This window comes from Pseudomonas sp. GM102 (assembly GCF_000282555.1).
GTDB lineage: Bacteria > Pseudomonadota > Gammaproteobacteria > Pseudomonadales > Pseudomonadaceae > Aquipseudomonas.
In genome coordinates, this window is record NZ_AKJB01000013.1 from 57172 (window position 1) to 73250 (window position 16079).

Consider the following 16079-nt stretch of genomic DNA (forward strand, 5'->3'; position numbering starts at 1 on the left):
CGCCCCGTTGGGATAGTTGCTTATCGATTAAAGGTGGAAGGCGTATCGATCAGTACCGATAGGTTGCCTGCACTGCGATTCCATTCGCACTGTTTTCGTAATTGGCACTGTATTCCGGTTGAAGACCGGAGTTGTTCGAGTGTTTTACCGAGGCTTTTGAATCCCACAGATAGCCATAAGCAAAGTCTATTGTCAGATCGGAATTCGGCGAGTAAGCGCCGCCCAAGGTCACGGCCTGACGATTCCCGACCGGAACGCGCACGCTGCGATCGGCATTTCTAATGGGCGACGGATCATAGGCGTAGCCTGCACGCAGCAGCCATTGTTGGTTCAATTGATAAGATGCGCCAACTGCGGTGGACCAAGTGTCGCGCCAGTTCATTTCTTCGGTCACACGTCCCAGGCCAGCCGCCTCGCCCACGGGGGAAAGACCGCTGTTGACTGCCTCGACCTTCTGGATACGGCTCCAACGTTTCCAGGTGGTCCCCAGGTATCCCGTCCAGCGACTATTGAAATGATGGGTGATGGACGTGTCCACGGATTCGGGCATCGTGAGGTCTATCTTGTTGTCATACTTTCCATCCAGCGGGATAACGCTCGGGGAGCCGGAAACCTCAGTGTGCCCTTTGAGTTCATAGCTCACCTTCGAGTGATAGTTAATCCCCCAGCGGGTCGCATCACTCAAGTCAAACAGGACGCCGATGTTGTAGCCAAGTGCCGTGTCATCGCCTTTGATGGTCACTTGTGTGTCCTGCCCGTTGTTCAGGGCACCGGTGGCCAGGTAATTCTCAAGCTTTGCATTGAAACGGTTCAGGGTCGGTCCGCCACCAATGGATACGTAATCATTGATTCGCCAGGCAATGGTGGGCTGCAGGGTTATTTCCTTGGTCGTGCTGTAGGAGCCATGGTAGCGGCCCTGAAAAGAGCCCTCGTAATCATTGATCAGACCACTCGGAGCATAGAGGCCCAGACCTATCGAAAAACGATCATCAAGCGGTGTCGACATATAGGCGAAAGGAACGGCCCCCAAAGGTACCGAGTCCCCCTCATTCGTGCCTGGGGCACTGCTCTGCGCATCACTGATGTCGTCGCTAACCGAGACCACCGCTGCCCCGCCGGAAATCTCGCTACGCTTCAACTTGGTCAAGCCTGCAGGGTTGCCAAAGATCGTGCTGGCGTCCAGCGCGGAAGACGACCTTCCCGCATAAGCAGTTCCCGCACTGCTTGCACTTTGTTCGTTTAGAGCAATGCCATTGGCACCTGCAATAGAAGAGGCGCTGAGCAGGGCCATGGCACTGGTGAACTTGATCCAGACAGCATACTTTCGCTGAGCAGAGAGACACGGGATCACACGGCTATTCAGTTTCATTGTCCACCTCTTGTTTATTGTTTTTGTTGATTGCACGCAGGCAAGGCTTCGCCTTCCTGTGCACTTTTCAGTGCCGGTTGGAATTGATCGAAGTTGTGTTAAACAACCTGACCGAACAGCGCCAGGGCATGACTGCTGGACTTACAGATGTGAATCAGAGACTCAATTAAGCCACTCGACTTGAAAGCTATAGCGCCCCAAGAGCGGAGCCAGAACTTCTTGGCCAGTTCCGGCCTTGATGCAGGCGACATGCCCACGGCGATTGTCCTGCACGACCTCAACAGCAATATTCGAAAGCCCCAGGCGTTCCACTTCTTCCTGGACTACTTTGGCAATCTCGCGCTGTAGCAAAGCGGGCTTGAATATCTTGCCCACGGCAGTCAGTGGCAACGCCTCGAGGATTTCAATGCGCTTGGGGACTGCTGCTCGCTCGCTGATGTTTAGAAGAGCGAATGCCTCAAGCTCTTCGGCGTTGCAAACTTGACCGGGGCGCAGTTGAACGTAGGCGACTGGCACCTCGCCCGAGTAGGCATTGGGGCTGCCAATTGCGGCGGCCAAGGCGACGGCGGGATGCGCCTGCAGAGCCTCCTCGATTTGCTTGGGATCAATGTTGTGGCCACCGCGAATGATCAACTCTTTCTTGCGTCCGGTCAGCCAGAAGTAACCCTGCGCATCCTGACGGCCCAGATCGCCCGTATTCAGCCAGCGCTGACCGTCGATATCGATCCAAAGGCCCTGGTTATGACGCTCCTCCAGATAGCCATCGAAGAGGTTCGGACCACTGATCGTGATGAGGCCGATCTCATCCACGTTGGCGTCGCGCAGGTACTCTCCAGCATCATTGAGCACGACCGCGCGCATATTCTGGTAGGCGATCCGTATCCCGATGGAGCCGATACGGCGCTCGCCATGGGGCGGATTGACCGAGGAAACACAGGCACCCTCGGTAAGACCGTAGCCTTCAAGGATCTTTAGCCCGGTCCGGCGCTCGAACTCCCGGAAAAGCTCAGCCGGAAGGGGGGCGGCGCCACACATTGCATAGCGAAGGCTGGACAGGTCGCGGCCCTCACATTCATTTTGCAGAAGTGCGGCATAGACAGTTGGCACACCGGAAAAGAAGTTGATACCGAAGTGCTCGACCATCTCCCAGAATCGCGGGATCACACCCTCGCCACGATACCCATGAGGTGTCCCGAGGATCACATGGTCGCCTTGAGTCCAAGGCATCAGTCCCGTCACCAGTTGTCCATTGACATGAAACAGCGGCAGACCACAAAAGATAACCTGACCACTACTGCGTGGCTGCATATGAGCAGCCATGGCCCATGCATTGAATACTTCCGAGCCATGGGTACGCGCGGCGATCTTTGGGAGCCCGGTGGTGCCGCCCGTGCAGATGTAGGAGGAGCACTCATCCTGGCGGATTTGCCGACCACTCTTCAGGTGTGTGTGCGGCTGAGTACTCATCAGCGATTGCCAATCGTGGATCGCGATATCTCGGTGTAAGTCTCGTTCCTTCAGTGCCGCTGCTTTCAGGGCCCCACGCACGGGTTCGGCGACATAGGGCTCCATGCTGACCCACACGACAGACCTGACCGAGGGTAACTGATCCAGTTGCGAAGCCAGTTTGGGCCACAGATCGCTGCCCGCCGTCGGCGCGAGCGTCACTACCACGGATGCCTTCGCGGCATTCAGCAAGCCAGCTATCTGCTTGGCCTCGAGCAGCGGATTGATCGCCATGACGATGCCCGCCGCCTCCCCGCCCCATATCGTGAAATGGGTTTCCGGCAGATTGGGCAAGATAAAGGCAAGTACCTCGCCCGGTTTGATACCCAGGTCATCGAAGGCATTTGCCGCGCGGGTGATATCGGCGAAGAGCTGGGAGTAGTTCCATTTGTAGGTGCGCTTGAAATCGGCGGCATCGGCGAAAAAGCTTAGCGCCGGTGCCTGAGGGGAGCGCCGGGCTGCCTGTCGCAACGCTTCATAAGTACTGGATGCCAGGCCACGTTCCGACAGGGGGACTTGTTCGAGGCTTTCGATGTTACTCAGGGTCTGCACAACCATCAGGCTTGCTCCACGACTCGGTTGCGTTGCACGCCGAGGTCGATCACACCATCGGCGCTGCGAATGCGCGCCTCGACTACGTCACCTGGCTTGAGATATTGCGTCCGACCTTCCTGCGCCTTGAGGAAAAGCTTCCATTTGGTGGCTTCCGGCATCAGCGCCGCAATACGCTGCTTGGCAGGCGAAGGCACCGTGAGCGCACAACCGGCAGGCGTACCGGTGGCGATCAAGTCTCCAGCGGCGAGATCTTGCAAGGCAGAGAGTTCAGTCAGGGTTTCAGCGGGGCCGTAAACCAGGTTGGCCGTGCTGTCGTTCTGTCGCACCTGGTCGTTGACCGTCAGGCGCAATTGCAGCTCTTTCAGGTAACGAATGTTCGTGGCATCCAGAAGGCAGAGGTACGGGCCGACCGGGCCAAAAGTGCGGAAGCTCTTGCCCTTGTAAAACTGCATCTGAGGAATCTGAATGTCACGCGCCGAGTAATCATTGACGATAACGACGCCTGCGATGAACTCATGCAGATTGGCGTCGGTGACAGCAACAGCGCCGGTGATCGCGCGTTTCATCACCAGCCCCAGTTCGATCTCGTAGTCGAGGAAGCGCACGGTGCGCGGCTTGATCAGGTCGCTGTCAGCCGCCACCAGGCAACTCGTCGCCTTGGTGAAGATCATGTTGAATTTCTTCGCATCCGGGTCCATGCCCGACTCGATCATGTGTTGGCGATAATTGGCGCCCTGGCAGACGAACTGCTGGTTGCGGGTCACCGGCGACAGCAGTTTCACTTCGCCCTCCGCAAGCTCCGTACCTTTCAATTGAGCGAGGTCGTCGATACTGTTCTCGCGAATGAAATCACCGGTGGTTTCAAAAGCACCGGGGACAACCGTGATACGGCCCTGGCGTAGCACGCCCCAGTGGATACCGTTCTGAAATTCGAAGCGGACTACGTGTACAGCAGACATTGAAGGTACTCCTGGAGCGGCGTTTGTCCCGCGCTCGGCGGCGCGAGAACTGTGGTGTTGTTCTGAGGGGGGGCTGGCAACGCTGTAGACCAACGAGCCGCCGACGATCAAGGCGCCGGCTTTGAGCACATCCCGACGGCCATACCTGGTTGCAGTGCCCGACATGGCGGCTGCTCTACCCGAACATCCGCATGAGTGTTATCAACTTGCGAATGCTCAAGTCCGGGCTGCGTCGCAGGTTGCGCAACAGCGCACGCAGATTGGCCAGGCTCATCTTCGGTTTCGTAAAACGCTTGGGCATGCGCTGCCCCCACTGCGCCATTGCCTCGGGGCTCACGGGATGAATGCCCGTAGGCTGTGCAGCCGTGAAAATATCCCCGTCGCAGTAGTGCTCGTGCTTATCACCCCAAGGGTCTTGCCAGTAATCGAAGATCTGACTGCCCAGAATGTGTCGGCCGATCCCCCATGAGTGCTCCCAACCGCGCTCGCGCAAGACGCGCTGCCCCATGCCCACAGCGTCTGCATCGACGACCTCATAGGCGCTATGGCTATAGGTCGCCATGAACCCTTGCGCTATCGCGAGCGTATGGTGAGCCGCGGGAATGTCACCAAGGTCAAGGCGCATGAAGGCGACGATAGGCGTGCCATCGGGGAGTACCTGCACATCGCTGGGAATAAACCCGAAATGCTCCGTATACCAGGCACAGGTCGCCTGGTAGTCGGCCACTTCGATGACGATGTGACCCAGTTTGAGGACTTCAGACGGAGCAATCGGCGGGCGCTGCGTGGCGTTGATTCGCGGTTGCTCTTGCGCCAGATTCCAGGAAAGAGGAGCCCGGTGTCCCAGCGTTATACCTGCCGTCTGATCGCAAACAGCTTCCACGATGAATCCGGAAGGATCGGTGAGTTTGACGCAATACCCACCACCAGGATGTTCTGATTTTTCTACCAATGACGCGCCTGGGATACGCGTCAGTTTTTCCAGATCCTTGAGCGACTGGACTGCCAGTCCGAACCCGACAAAACGTGCATGTTCTGCACGATGGACACGGTAACAGTAAGCAGTGGGGGCGGTGGCGCGCAGGTAAAGCGTATCGGCGTCCTGCTGACTGACCGACAGGCCGAAGTCGGTCAGGAACCGCGCCGCCTCGTTCAAGTCCGGCCGTTGAAAGATCAGGTGAGTCAGATCCCGGGCCTTCACCGTCGGCTGCGGATGCCGGGCAGGTTGTGGTGTCGCTAGCCTGGGCAATTCATTTTTGTTCGTCATTGTTCTTGTTTTCCGGTTTTCAGGGTAAAGCCGTCCCCGCACCCCTGAAAATCCAGGGATGTCTGGTTGAGTCGGTTAACTAACTCAGTCGATAGAAGGAAGTGTTGGCAACTCTGTGGTCGCCAGCGCACGAGCCTCCTCTAGCGGCACTCCCAATGCCCGCAGCACCAGCTCGGCGGTGTCAGAGCCCGATTCGCGCCACGTTTTGTGCCCTTCCAGCACCAGGAAAATCGAGCCCAGGACACTGCTCGATATCAGCGTCATTACCGAAAGTAATTGCTCCTTTTCAAACGTGTACCGCCCACTGGACAGTCCGCTCAGAAGGTCCGTCGTCGCTTGGCTGCTGAACATTTCGCGCAACGAAGCATTGCTCATGGCGAATTTATGGATGAACGCCCCCCACTGGGAGTCCTCGTGCGCTCGACGAATAAACAATCGAATGCCATTGGCAAGACGCTGAGCCGGATCGATAAGGGAATTGAAGCTCTTGTTGACGCGCTCATGCATCTCCTTGGCGAGATGGCTGGCGACTGCCTCGAACAAGCTTTCCATGCTGTCGATGTTGCTATAGACCGTTCCGCGCGCCACGCCGGCCTCTTGTGCAAGGTCGAGAATGTTCACTTGTGAGGTGCCTCTTTCAGCGAACAGGCGAAAGGCGGCTTGATGAATGCGGCGCTGTGTTGGATTTAGGGATTCCACGGTTCTCTCTCCAGGATTACCTTATGGCCCAATTGAACACGCGTGTTCATTCGCCGTCAACAACGTTTTTTGATTAAAAAGCTTTCCCTCGATAAAAACCGTTATGTGCCTTATAAATTCTGGGCGTAGCGAGTGACATCAAAGTCAATGAAGGCCACTCAGAATTGACACAAATGAACACGCGTGTTCAGATCAACCTGTAACACCGCGGTGCCTGATTTTGCGATCGCGCGCGATCGAACGCAGCCTTCGGCAGCTGCTACGGGGAATGCACGAAGCCAGAAAGTCCTTCTTATCGGCATTGAGGCCTAGCGGGTCGAGGATGACATCAGGGTAGCGGCTTACCGGCGATTTTCTTGGCTTTGGCAGGTGTTACGCCCAGAGCCTTGAGAATCATTTCCGCAACCAACAGATCGTGCTCCGCCACCGTACGCCCCTCGACAACCGAGCGCATGGCGCCGGTTGTGCACGATACAACCATGTCCAGGGCGATCCCTTCGTCCTCATAAGCGAAAGTACCCGCGCGCAGACCTTCACGCAGGTCGCCAAGCACATGGGTAGCCAGGCGCGAGCGCATGGCCTGGTCGGAATGGATGATGCGCAGCAGTGCGTTGGCCCATTGATGGTCGTACGCGGCCCGGCATACGAACATGCGCACACCAATCGAAAGCCGCTGTGCACCGCAGTGCACGTCCGAACTCAGGGCGGAAATGGCATCGGAGAACTCGCTCGCCATGGCGATGCCAACCGCCTCGAGCACTTCGTCACGTGTTCGAAAATAGTTGTAGATGGTGCCGTTGGATACCGCGGCCTCCGAGGCGACATCGAGCAATGCAATCTCCCCCACCTCCTTTCGTGCGACAAGACGCAATGCCGCATCCACCAGGCCGCGACGGGTGCGTTCACGTTTCTTGTGGCCCCGAGTGAGAGGCTCTTGCTCAGTTGCTTCTGAAGGAAAAGTGGGGGAAGGCATCTTCAGGCTCTTAATCGAGGGGGTTCATTGATGGTAATGGAAACGCTATCGGCAGTGGAATCGGCGCTCCCCATCAGCATCAGGCAGTCTCGAACCAGACTGCCTGCATCGAAGCCGGTAGCGCTGTGCATGATGATACGGTCGGGGCGGATCGCGACGAGCGTGCCTTTGGCAGCCAGCGGCAGGATGTCATGGTTCAAGTCTTCGATGAAGTCGCAAGCGCTGCCCGAGCGCTGACCGCGGGTTCCGATCTGCAAGAAGTCACCTCCCATCTTTATCCAGGAAAAGACCTCGGCAGCGCTCAGCAGTGACAACGGGTCAACACCGAATCCCACCAGGGTCAGGTTGTGTCCAAGAGCATCGTCGCTCAGTTGGATCTGCTGTTGCGTGTTGCGAACCCAGGCCTGGGGAAACAGACTGCCACGCACCAGCTTGTCGCCCCGACGATGCTGCACGAACAAACCGTCTTTGAAGATGTTCTTCGGCTTGATGTCCAGTTGCTCGAAGTACTTTCTGGAAGCGGGAGTCAACGCCAGCGCGCGCATTATTCCGTGGATGAAGAAAGCGGCGACCTTGTTTCTCGGCATCACCAGACGGCCCATGAGTTTCGCCAGATTGATCATCGCCTGGGCATGGGGGCGGCGCTCTACGTCATAGGTATCGAGTATTGAAGGCGAGGCTTGGCCCTGAAGGACCCACGCCAGTTTCCAGGCAAGGTTGGCGCCATCTCGAAGCCCCGCTACCAGACCTTGCCCGACAAAGGGCGGAGTGATGTGGGCTGCATCCCCGACAAGAAAAGTTCGCCCCTTGCTGAATCTGTTGCAGCAACGTGCATGGAATCGATACACCGCCTTGCGCTCGATTTCCAGTTCCTGCGGATTGATCCATGGCGCGATCAGCCGGGCTATGCTTTCCGGGCTTCCCAGCTCTTCCCGGGATTCGCCTGGGTGTAGCATGAACTCCCAACGCTCCCTGCCGCCGGGAGCGGGCATGTGCGGCGTTGGGCGCTGCGGATCACAGATAAACTCAATGTGATCAATGGCGGACTTATGCCGGTTTTTGGCATCGACAATCAGCCAATCCTCCGCATAGGTCTGTCCTTCGAACTCCTGGCCAATCAAGGCCCTGACCCTGGAGCTTGCACCATCGGCACCGACCAGATATCGGGCGCGAACGAAATGCAGATGGCCGTCCTGATCCCGCACGGAGGCGACGACACAATCCGGTTCCTCAACCAGATTCTCGAGCTCGAATCCACCCAGGCTGGTCACTGACTTCAGCCCAGAGACCTGTTTACGCATCGCGTGCTCGAGGTCGGGTTGATAGAAAGTCACCAGTTTGGGATGGCCGTCGATGCACCCGGCGGTGTTGGCCCGACTGAATTGCCCGAGGACCGGCGAGTGCATCTTCACTTCAGGGATAATGATCTTCTCGAAAGCTTCTTCCGACAATCCGGCGAGTTGCAGGATGCGAAGCGCCTCGTTGTCCAGAGCGATGGCACGGGGCATTAGCAGGACGTCATGGGTCTTGTCCAATACCAGTGTCTTTACCCCATAGCGGCCGAGCAGCGCCGCGATTGTCGCCCCTACCGGACCGTTACCGACGACCAGCACATCGACGGTGGTGGGAGGCAGTTCGGTACTTTTCTTGTTGTTCATCTCGAGCCCTTGTTGTGATTGAAGTCGTGAGACGTGGAGATCTCATCGTCAGGCAAGGTGAAGGTATGTAAAATTGAGACATATTTCAATATTGATATTTTTGTCATTAATTTTGACGAAGCAATTCGGGCTGTACCGAGGGCCAGTTTCTGATCGGTGGGCGGCGTGGTGGGGGAAAGTGACAAAGCCAAAAAGGCGCTGCTGGCGGTGGCTCTGCTGATGCTGCAGCTGCAGCTGCAGCTGCAGAGCTTCTCTCGCGTGTGGATGGTGGTGCTGACCGCACCGCTGGGCTTGATCGGAGTGGTGCCGACGCGGCTGGTGTTTCAGTCGCCGCCAGGCTACGTCGCAATCCTGGGCATCATCGCACTGGGCGGCGTGACCATGGGCGGTCTTACCGTGGAGATGCTACTGACGATCTTCTTCGCTCAGTTCTCAGAAGAAACGATTGAGTCCTGACTGGATTCAGCGGCCAGCTTCAATCGGTCAGCTTTACTAATGTATTTAGACTTGCTTGGCGGTGCCAATTTGGCACTGGCCTTTTTGGCGTGAGCCTTTAATAACTGCTGTATTTTTTTACGACGATTCATATTTTTCTACTCGGTTTGTAAGCTCTTGAATGATATCAGCTTAAAATATTGGGCCAGAATGAAACACCCCATCGGTTGCCTCCAGCCTTTGGGGTGCAATTCATCAAGCCATCAAGAGCGCCCTGCGGAACCTGTGACCGGTAGATTCCCCAGCAATTTGAGCCCGGTACTCTTCACGAAAGCGTCATAGTCCATCGGTCGCTCGATACGAGTTTCAGCGTTGGGCAATACGTAGGCCCAGGCACGCTTGGACGATGCGTCGTAAACCAGCTTGAACAGGCGCGTCGGCACCCAGACCTTGTTGTCGCCGATGGTGGTGTGGCCTGAATCAAAGAGCGGGCCGGTAAAGACAAAAACATTACCATCGGCTCGCTTGGCAAACTTTCTGACATCGGACTCGACCTTACTCCAGATCTTCCGGTTGTTGGTTGGGTCTTGCGGCACCATGTTCGACAGTGCAAAGGATTGGGCCATTGCATTGGGGTTCGGCGCATCGGCTGCCGGGGATTGATGGCCGCGGTCCACGGCCGGATGTTGGCTACGGTAGTCGCTCAACTCTGCCCGCCCACTCTTGGGGATGCGTGGGTCCGGGTAGAACTGGTTGGTGCGCTCCTCGCCTTTGGCATCCAGCAGTTGGGCGGCATTAAGGCGTTCGACGACTACCAACGGCGTCTTGCTGGTTTGCGAGTACAGCACCGCAAAGTTGTCGGAACACAGGGCCAGGGGTTTCATGGTTGCAGGCACAGTGGCCGTGTTGATCGGTTTCGCCCCCGGGAACAGTTCTGCGCAGCCATCAAACGATGCCTGTTTCTGTTTGTTCGAATAAAGGCCCAGGGCCGCGCTCTGGCTGATCGAGCCCGAGCGGGATACTTGTTCCTGATGCTGGGTGGGCGGCTTGATGAGATCCAGCAGACTGCGGGCTTGCGCCCCGGTCGAGAGCAAAACAAGGGCCGACAGCCCAACTGCAATTTTGCGTAGGTGCATGCTTTAAATCTTCGAATTGGATTGAGGGGTAAACGTACGGCGAGTCCCGATTCACGGAACCTGGTGGAGGCGGTTGCTGATTATAGTGCGGCGAGCATGCTTTCACTGTCCTTGATCAAAATGTCGATGCGGATCCGGTTGGTTCCGAGCAGTACGACTACTGATGGTCGTTGCGGGATTTATTGACCATCACAAGTCACTTTAGTGCTGAGTAGCGTTTACACTCGACTCGCCAATGCCCTTCGAAGAAGCGATCGGCAGAATACGGCCAGAAGCAGACACTATTGGCTCTGTTAAGGTACCTCTCCGAACACAACTCACGGACGGCTTCATGGAACGATTCCATCCTAGTGGCATTGATGCAGATGGTTATATCCTCACCGTGCCCAATGTCGAGGTGCAGCCACAGTTTCAGGATTTGCTGGCGGATGTTTGCATGACGCTCACTCGGTCGGAACCTCTACTGGACGGGATTTATCTTTATGGCAGCGTCGCTAGAGGCGACGCCGTGCCGGGGGTTTCCGACCTGGATCTAACCCTTGTCCTGCATAGCCCTCCTGCATCGCAGGCTCTGGAAATGCTGGAGTCGAAAAGGCGCACGCTGGAAAGTCGGCATACCGAAGTCATCAAGATCGATTTCGATATCGGTAGTCGTTTTGAAGTATTGGCGGCTGACAATCGATTGAGCTGGGGGTATTGGCTCAAGCATCACTGTAGATGCTTATGGGGGAATGATCTGACCAAGCGCTTCGACCGGTTCAAGCCGTCGCGTGATATCGCCATTGCCGTAAATGGTGACTTCGAATCCGTTCTGACCGAGTATGCCGATCTTATCGATCAGGCGGCGACACCGACGCAATCGCTACGCTTGCAACGCGAAGCCTCGCGCAAACTCATCCGGTCAACTCAAGTACTTCGCTCTGAACAGGACTTGATGTGGCCGCAAACACTGGAAGAACATGTCGAGCTGTTTGTTCAGCATTACCCGTGTATGAGAATGCAGATCTCTTTTTTCTTGTCCCAGGCAAGGACCCCGTACGCTAATCCAAAAGAGTTTACGACTCAACTACATAGTTTTTTGACCTGGATGGCTTCAGAAACCGGTTGAATCCACAGTCAATAGCAGCCATTCCCCAAACCCCACCCTCCCATCTAAAGTAGCGCGATCAAAATCCGGGGAACGATGAACATGGATGGGTTTCACCAAGGTAGCTGCCTATGCGGCGCGGTGAAGTATCAGGTCTCAACTGAACTGAAAGCCGTCACCCATTGCCATTGCAGCCAATGCCGAAAGGGGCATGGTGCAGCCTTCGCGACGTATGCCAGCGCCCCCAGGTCAGCGGTTTCGATCATGACCAGCACAGAGACGCTCAAGGGCTATCAGTCGTCCGAAGGCGTAACACGACAGTTCTGCTCCAACTGTGGCTCCTCGTTGTTCTGGTCTGATTCGAAAGGATCGTTTCAGGACTGGATTTCTGTCGCGATAGGTACGCTGGATACGCCATTACTGGCGAAAAAGCAGAAACATGTCTGTGTATCCTCGAAAGCGCCCTGGTACGAAATACACGATCCGCGATAAAACCAGCCGAGCCCAGCAAGCCCGGGATGCAGACATCGCGCTCAACGGCACAACAACCCCATGGGCAAACCCGACCATAGCGCTCTATGATTGAACCCCATGACGACCTCTCTTCCGATCCGCCAACCCTGCCCGCCCGGTGCCTGCATCTGCGAGCGTGAGCCGTTGCTGGAAACCCCCGGCGCGGATCTGCGCATCCTGAGCCTGACCCGATCGGAGGAAAAGCGCCTGGTCGAACGCCTGGAAAACCTTCAGAGCCTGAGCGATCTGGAGCGGCTGCAACGCCGGATGTACGAGCAATTGGGTCTGCGCGTCGAGATCGTTCCGGGCTTCAATGAAGTGCGCACCATGCGCGGCATCAACATCACCCTCGGCGAACTGCCGGGCCTGTGCCGCAAAACCCGTCAGTCGATTCCGGCGGCGATTCGTCGAGGGCTGGAGAAGCGCCCGGAGATTGCCTACGAGCTGCTCAATGCCAACGACTTGTTGCGTGATGCCTGATGGTTTGCGCGGTTATCACGATATGTTCGTTTCAAATGCCTGAAAGAGGATCAGCGGTCGTACGCGAAATGCGGGCCACTGCTATGCCTTCTCATGGGAGAAAGACTTTCAGGCCAGCCAGGATGGAACTGGAAACACAAACGTGGCCGTGGCCCCGGCGCCAGCCAGGTGCGCGAAGATAAAGGTGCCAATCCGTAGCAGGAGGTGGCAGATGTTATTCATCGTCCGTTGGTCCATCAGTCCGCAAAATCGTAACAGCGCAATCGAACGTTTTCTCAAGACCGGTGGCGCGCCACCCGCAGACGTCAAGATGCTGGGGCGCTGGCATGCCATCGGTGGCTCGAGTGGTTTTGGCATTGCAGAGGCCAGTGATCCGGTGTCGATTCAGAAGTGGGTGCTGGAATGGAGCGACCTCATGAGCATGGAAGTCCACGCCGCATTGACCGATGAACAGGCGGCGCCGCTGCTGGCTGCCGCGCTCGGCAAGCAATAGTCGTCTAGGCGGCGAGCCTGTGGTGAGGGGGCTTGCCTGTGGCGAGGGGGCTTGCCCCCGTTGGGCTGCGAAGCAGCCCCAAAATCTCTGATACACCAAAGTTTTGTGAGTGCTACACACTCAAACGGGGCGATGCGGCGTTCCGACAAGCCCCCTCGCCACTTTCCTTCTGATTCACTATTTTTTCATCCCGACCCGCCGCCGCATGTCGGCGGTTATCGTCTGTCGGGTTTTCTTCAGGTCGGCCCAGGGTTCATCACCGATCTCGGCCAGGCGCTCATGCACGTTGTGCACGTTCCATTGATTGCCACCCTTGAGCTCGGCCACCTCCTCGCGAAAGATCGGCACCGACACCGGCAGCCCTTCGCGGGTGCGCACGGCGTAGGCGCAAATAGTGGTGGCGCCCAGACCGTTGCGCAGGTAGTCGATGAAGATACGCCCGATGCGGTTTTTCGGTCCGGACACCGCGGAAAAACGATCCGGCAGTAATTTGGCCATGTGGCTGACGATCGCATGGCTGAAGTCCTTGACCTCGTCCCAGCCGTGTTTGCGGGTCAGCGGTACCACCAGGTGAATCCCCTTGCCGCCACTGGTTTTGAGAAACACCTTGAGCCCCAGCTCATCCAGCACTGTGAGCGTCAGCTGGGTCGCTTCGATCATGCTTTTCCAGGGCAGCGCCGGATCCGGGTCGAGATCGAGGACGAATCGATCGGGTTTATCCAGATCGACTGACGTGGCATTCCAGGTGTGCAGTTCCACCGTGCTCATCTGCACCGCGCCGATCAGCGCTTTGGCGTTGTTGATGATCATCACCGGTTGGCCCGTCAGTTCCTTGTCCAGGGTAACAATCCCCGGAATGGCCAGGCGTTCGGCGTTCTTCTGAAAGAACAGTTCGCCGGCGATGCCGTCCGGCGCGCGCACCAGCGCCACCGGCCGGTCCTTGAGTTGCGGCAGTATCCATTCGGCGACGCTGGCGTAGTACTGCGCGAGTTGCATCTTGGTGGTGCCGCTGCTGGCGTCGATCACCCGGTCCGGGTGCGTGATGCGCACCTTGCCGCTGGCCAGGCCGATCTGCGACGGCGCGACAGTCGACTGGGCGCTTTTTGGCTCCGCGGCGTCAGGTTTCTCAGCGGCGGATTTCTTCTTCGCTGCGGATTTTGGCGCGGCGGTTTTCGAGGCTGAAGTGTTCACAGCGTTCGGCAGCTCCTCGGTAATTTCTTCGGCAGGCTTGTCATCGCGCAAACCATGGAACACGGCGTGGCGCACCGAGCCGTCCTTGGTCATTTCGGCAAAGGCCACTTCCGCCAGTAAAGTGGGTTTAAGCCAATGCACACCCTTGGCTTCGAAACCGCTGGGCGGATTGACCACCGACGGCTTCTTCGTCTGCAGCGGTTTCAATTGTTCGTAGATGCGCTTGAGGGTCACCTCGTTGAACCCGGTGCCAACCTTGCCGGCATAGCGCAATTCACCGCTGTCACGGTCGTGCAACCCCAGCAGCAACGCACCAAAGGCGCTGCGTGCGCCTTTGGGGTCGGTGAAGCCGACCACAACGAATTCCTGCCGATGCTTGCACTTGAGTTTGATCCAGTCACGGGTGCGCCGAGACACGTAAGGCGAACCCAGGCGCTTGCCAATCAGCCCTTCCATCTGCATTTCGCAGGCACTGTTGAGCAAGGCCTCCGGGGATTCGTCGAAGGCGTCGGAGAATCGCAACAGCGGGTTTTCATTGAGTTTGAGCACCGTCGCCAGCGCCGCCCTGCGCTCCTCGACGGGTACTTCACGCAGGTCCACGCCATTGAGGTAGGGCAAATCGAACAGGTAGTAAACGATGCTGGCGCTACTGCCGGAATCGAACGCGTTTTGCAGCGCCTGGAAATCCGGAACGCCCTGCTCGTTGGCCACCACCATTTCGCCGTCGAGCCAGGCCGATTCCAGGCCCAGCGCTGCCAGTGCCTCGGCTTGCCCGGGCAGTTTGTGGGTCCAGTCGTGACCATTGCGGGTGAAGAGTTTGACCTCATCGTGGTCGATGCGCGCCATGACCCGGTAGCCGTCGAACTTGATCTCATAGCTCCATTCGCCGCTCGGCGCGGATTCCACCAGCGTTGCCAGTTCGGGTTTGAGCAGCTCCGGCAGCCTGGCTTTGCGCGCGCCCGTCAGTTGCGGCGACTTTTCCTTGCGCGCCTTGGCCGGGGCTTTTTTGATCGGTTTGGTTTTTTCAGCGCCGTGCTTTTTTTCCAGAATGGTGCGATCGCTGAGCACGCTGTCCGGCTCGGCGGCAACCACGTCGTATTCGCTGTCGGGTCTGGCGGCGCTGTCCTGATGCTTGATCAGAAACCACTGCTCCTGCTTGCCCGGCATGTGCGTGCGCACGAGGTTCCACAGGCCGCCGAGTTTTTCTCCTTTCAGCTCGAATTTCAGCCGGCCCTTGGTGTACGCCTTGGCCGGATCATCCTGAGGAATCCACACCCCACGGTCCCAGACGATCACATCGCCGGCGCCGTAATGCCCTTCGGGAATGGTGCCCTCGAACGTGGCGTAATCCAGCGGATGGTCTTCAACGTGGATGGCCAGGCGTTTGATCTTGGGGTCCAGCGACGGCCCCTTGGGCACGGCCCAACTTTTCAGCGCGCCGTCGAGTTCCAGGCGAAAGTCATAGTGCAGGTGCGAAGCGTCATGTTTCTGAATGCAGAATTGCAGCGCATGTGCTTGGCCTTGTCGTCTGCCTTTAGTGGGTTTGGAAACACCGGCAGGCTCGGGACTTTTTTCGAAGTCCCTCATGTTGTTGTACTTTTCGAGCGGCTTGTCCATGGCGCCCTCCACAGGGTTTATGACTGAATCAAACCGTTATTGTCATGAGACCCCGGATGAGTGCGCGAAGGTTCAGTAGTCTTGCAAAACATGAGTACCGAGGCCGCCAAACGACAAGACCCGGCTATTGGCCGGGCCTTG

At 57.3% G+C, this 16079-nt stretch carries 15 protein-coding genes; 5 read left to right on the forward strand and 10 right to left on the reverse strand.

Translation table 11 applies throughout. The annotated features are described in order from the left end of the window. Positions 1-49 precede the first annotated feature (49 nt). From PMI18_RS25425 to mhpA, 7 genes are all read right to left on the reverse strand, one after another. Positions 50-1369, reverse strand: coding sequence for an outer membrane protein transport protein (locus PMI18_RS25425; RefSeq protein WP_007895966.1), 1320 nt, complete (start codon positions 1367-1369; stop codon positions 50-52). Between the two features lie 162 nt (positions 1370-1531). Beyond that, the gene (locus tag PMI18_RS25420; protein WP_007895967.1) at positions 1532-3433 is read right to left on the reverse strand and encodes an acyl-CoA synthetase; all 1902 of its coding nucleotides are present in this window, start codon (positions 3431-3433) and stop codon (positions 1532-1534) included. After that, positions 3433-4389 carry a fumarylacetoacetate hydrolase family protein gene (locus PMI18_RS25415; RefSeq protein ID WP_007895968.1) on the reverse strand — a complete coding sequence of 319 codons (957 nt, stop codon included), beginning with the start codon at positions 4387-4389 and terminating at the stop codon, positions 3433-3435. The genes PMI18_RS25420 and PMI18_RS25415 overlap by 1 nt, the downstream gene beginning before the upstream one ends. A gap of 175 nt (positions 4390-4564) precedes the next feature. Beyond that, a complete protein-coding gene (locus PMI18_RS25410; RefSeq protein WP_007895970.1) occupies positions 4565-5656 on the reverse strand; it encodes a VOC family protein in 1092 nt (363 codons plus the stop codon). 84 nt (positions 5657-5740) lie between these two features. Further along, positions 5741-6355 carry a TetR/AcrR family transcriptional regulator gene (locus PMI18_RS25405; protein WP_007895971.1) on the reverse strand — a complete coding sequence of 205 codons (615 nt, stop codon included), beginning with the start codon at positions 6353-6355 and terminating at the stop codon, positions 5741-5743. A 328-nt stretch (positions 6356-6683) separates the two neighbouring features. Then, positions 6684-7328, reverse strand: coding sequence for a TetR/AcrR family transcriptional regulator (locus PMI18_RS25400; protein ID WP_007895973.1), 645 nt, complete (start codon positions 7326-7328; stop codon positions 6684-6686). Between the two features lie 2 nt (positions 7329-7330). Next, positions 7331-8986, reverse strand: a complete 1656-nt coding sequence (mhpA, locus tag PMI18_RS25395; protein WP_007895974.1) for a bifunctional 3-(3-hydroxy-phenyl)propionate/3-hydroxycinnamic acid hydroxylase MhpA — start codon at positions 8984-8986, stop codon at positions 7331-7333. Positions 8987-9142: 156 nt separating this feature from the next. Between mhpA and PMI18_RS25390 the strand changes: the two genes are divergently transcribed. Further along, a complete protein-coding gene (locus PMI18_RS25390) occupies positions 9143-9442 on the forward strand; it encodes an efflux RND transporter permease subunit (protein WP_033035815.1) in 300 nt (99 codons plus the stop codon). Here PMI18_RS25390 and PMI18_RS30010 read toward each other — a convergent pair. After that, the gene (locus PMI18_RS30010; protein ID WP_007895977.1) at positions 9412-9573 is read right to left on the reverse strand and encodes a DUF2986 domain-containing protein; all 162 of its coding nucleotides are present in this window, start codon (positions 9571-9573) and stop codon (positions 9412-9414) included. The two genes, PMI18_RS25390 and PMI18_RS30010, sit on opposite strands and share 31 nt — an antisense overlap. A 111-nt stretch (positions 9574-9684) precedes the next feature. After that, complete coding sequence (locus tag PMI18_RS25385) at positions 9685-10557, reverse strand: DNA/RNA non-specific endonuclease (RefSeq protein ID WP_007895978.1); 873 nt, start codon at positions 10555-10557, stop codon at positions 9685-9687. A 331-nt stretch (positions 10558-10888) separates the two neighbouring features. On the opposite strand from PMI18_RS25385, the gene PMI18_RS25380 reads away from it, so the two are divergent. The 4 genes from PMI18_RS25380 (at position 10889) to PMI18_RS25370 (ending at position 13130) form a co-directional block, all read left to right on the forward strand. Continuing rightward, a complete protein-coding gene (locus PMI18_RS25380; protein WP_007895979.1) occupies positions 10889-11665 on the forward strand; it encodes a nucleotidyltransferase domain-containing protein in 777 nt (258 codons plus the stop codon). 81 nt (positions 11666-11746) lie between these two features. Beyond that, a complete protein-coding gene (locus tag PMI18_RS30015) occupies positions 11747-12136 on the forward strand; it encodes a GFA family protein (RefSeq protein WP_081499813.1) in 390 nt (129 codons plus the stop codon). 99 nt (positions 12137-12235) lie between these two features. Next, positions 12236-12637: a hypothetical protein gene (locus tag PMI18_RS25375; protein ID WP_007895980.1), complete on the forward strand. Its 402-nt coding sequence runs from the start codon at positions 12236-12238 to the stop codon at positions 12635-12637. Positions 12638-12848: 211 nt separating this feature from the next. Beyond that, positions 12849-13130: a DUF3303 domain-containing protein gene (locus PMI18_RS25370; RefSeq protein WP_007895981.1), complete on the forward strand. Its 282-nt coding sequence runs from the start codon at positions 12849-12851 to the stop codon at positions 13128-13130. 177 nt (positions 13131-13307) lie between these two features. On the opposite strand, the gene ligD is transcribed toward PMI18_RS25370, so the two are convergent. Then, positions 13308-15938: a DNA ligase D gene (ligD, locus tag PMI18_RS25365; RefSeq protein WP_007895983.1), complete on the reverse strand. Its 2631-nt coding sequence runs from the start codon at positions 15936-15938 to the stop codon at positions 13308-13310. Positions 15939-16079: the final 141 nt, after the last annotated feature.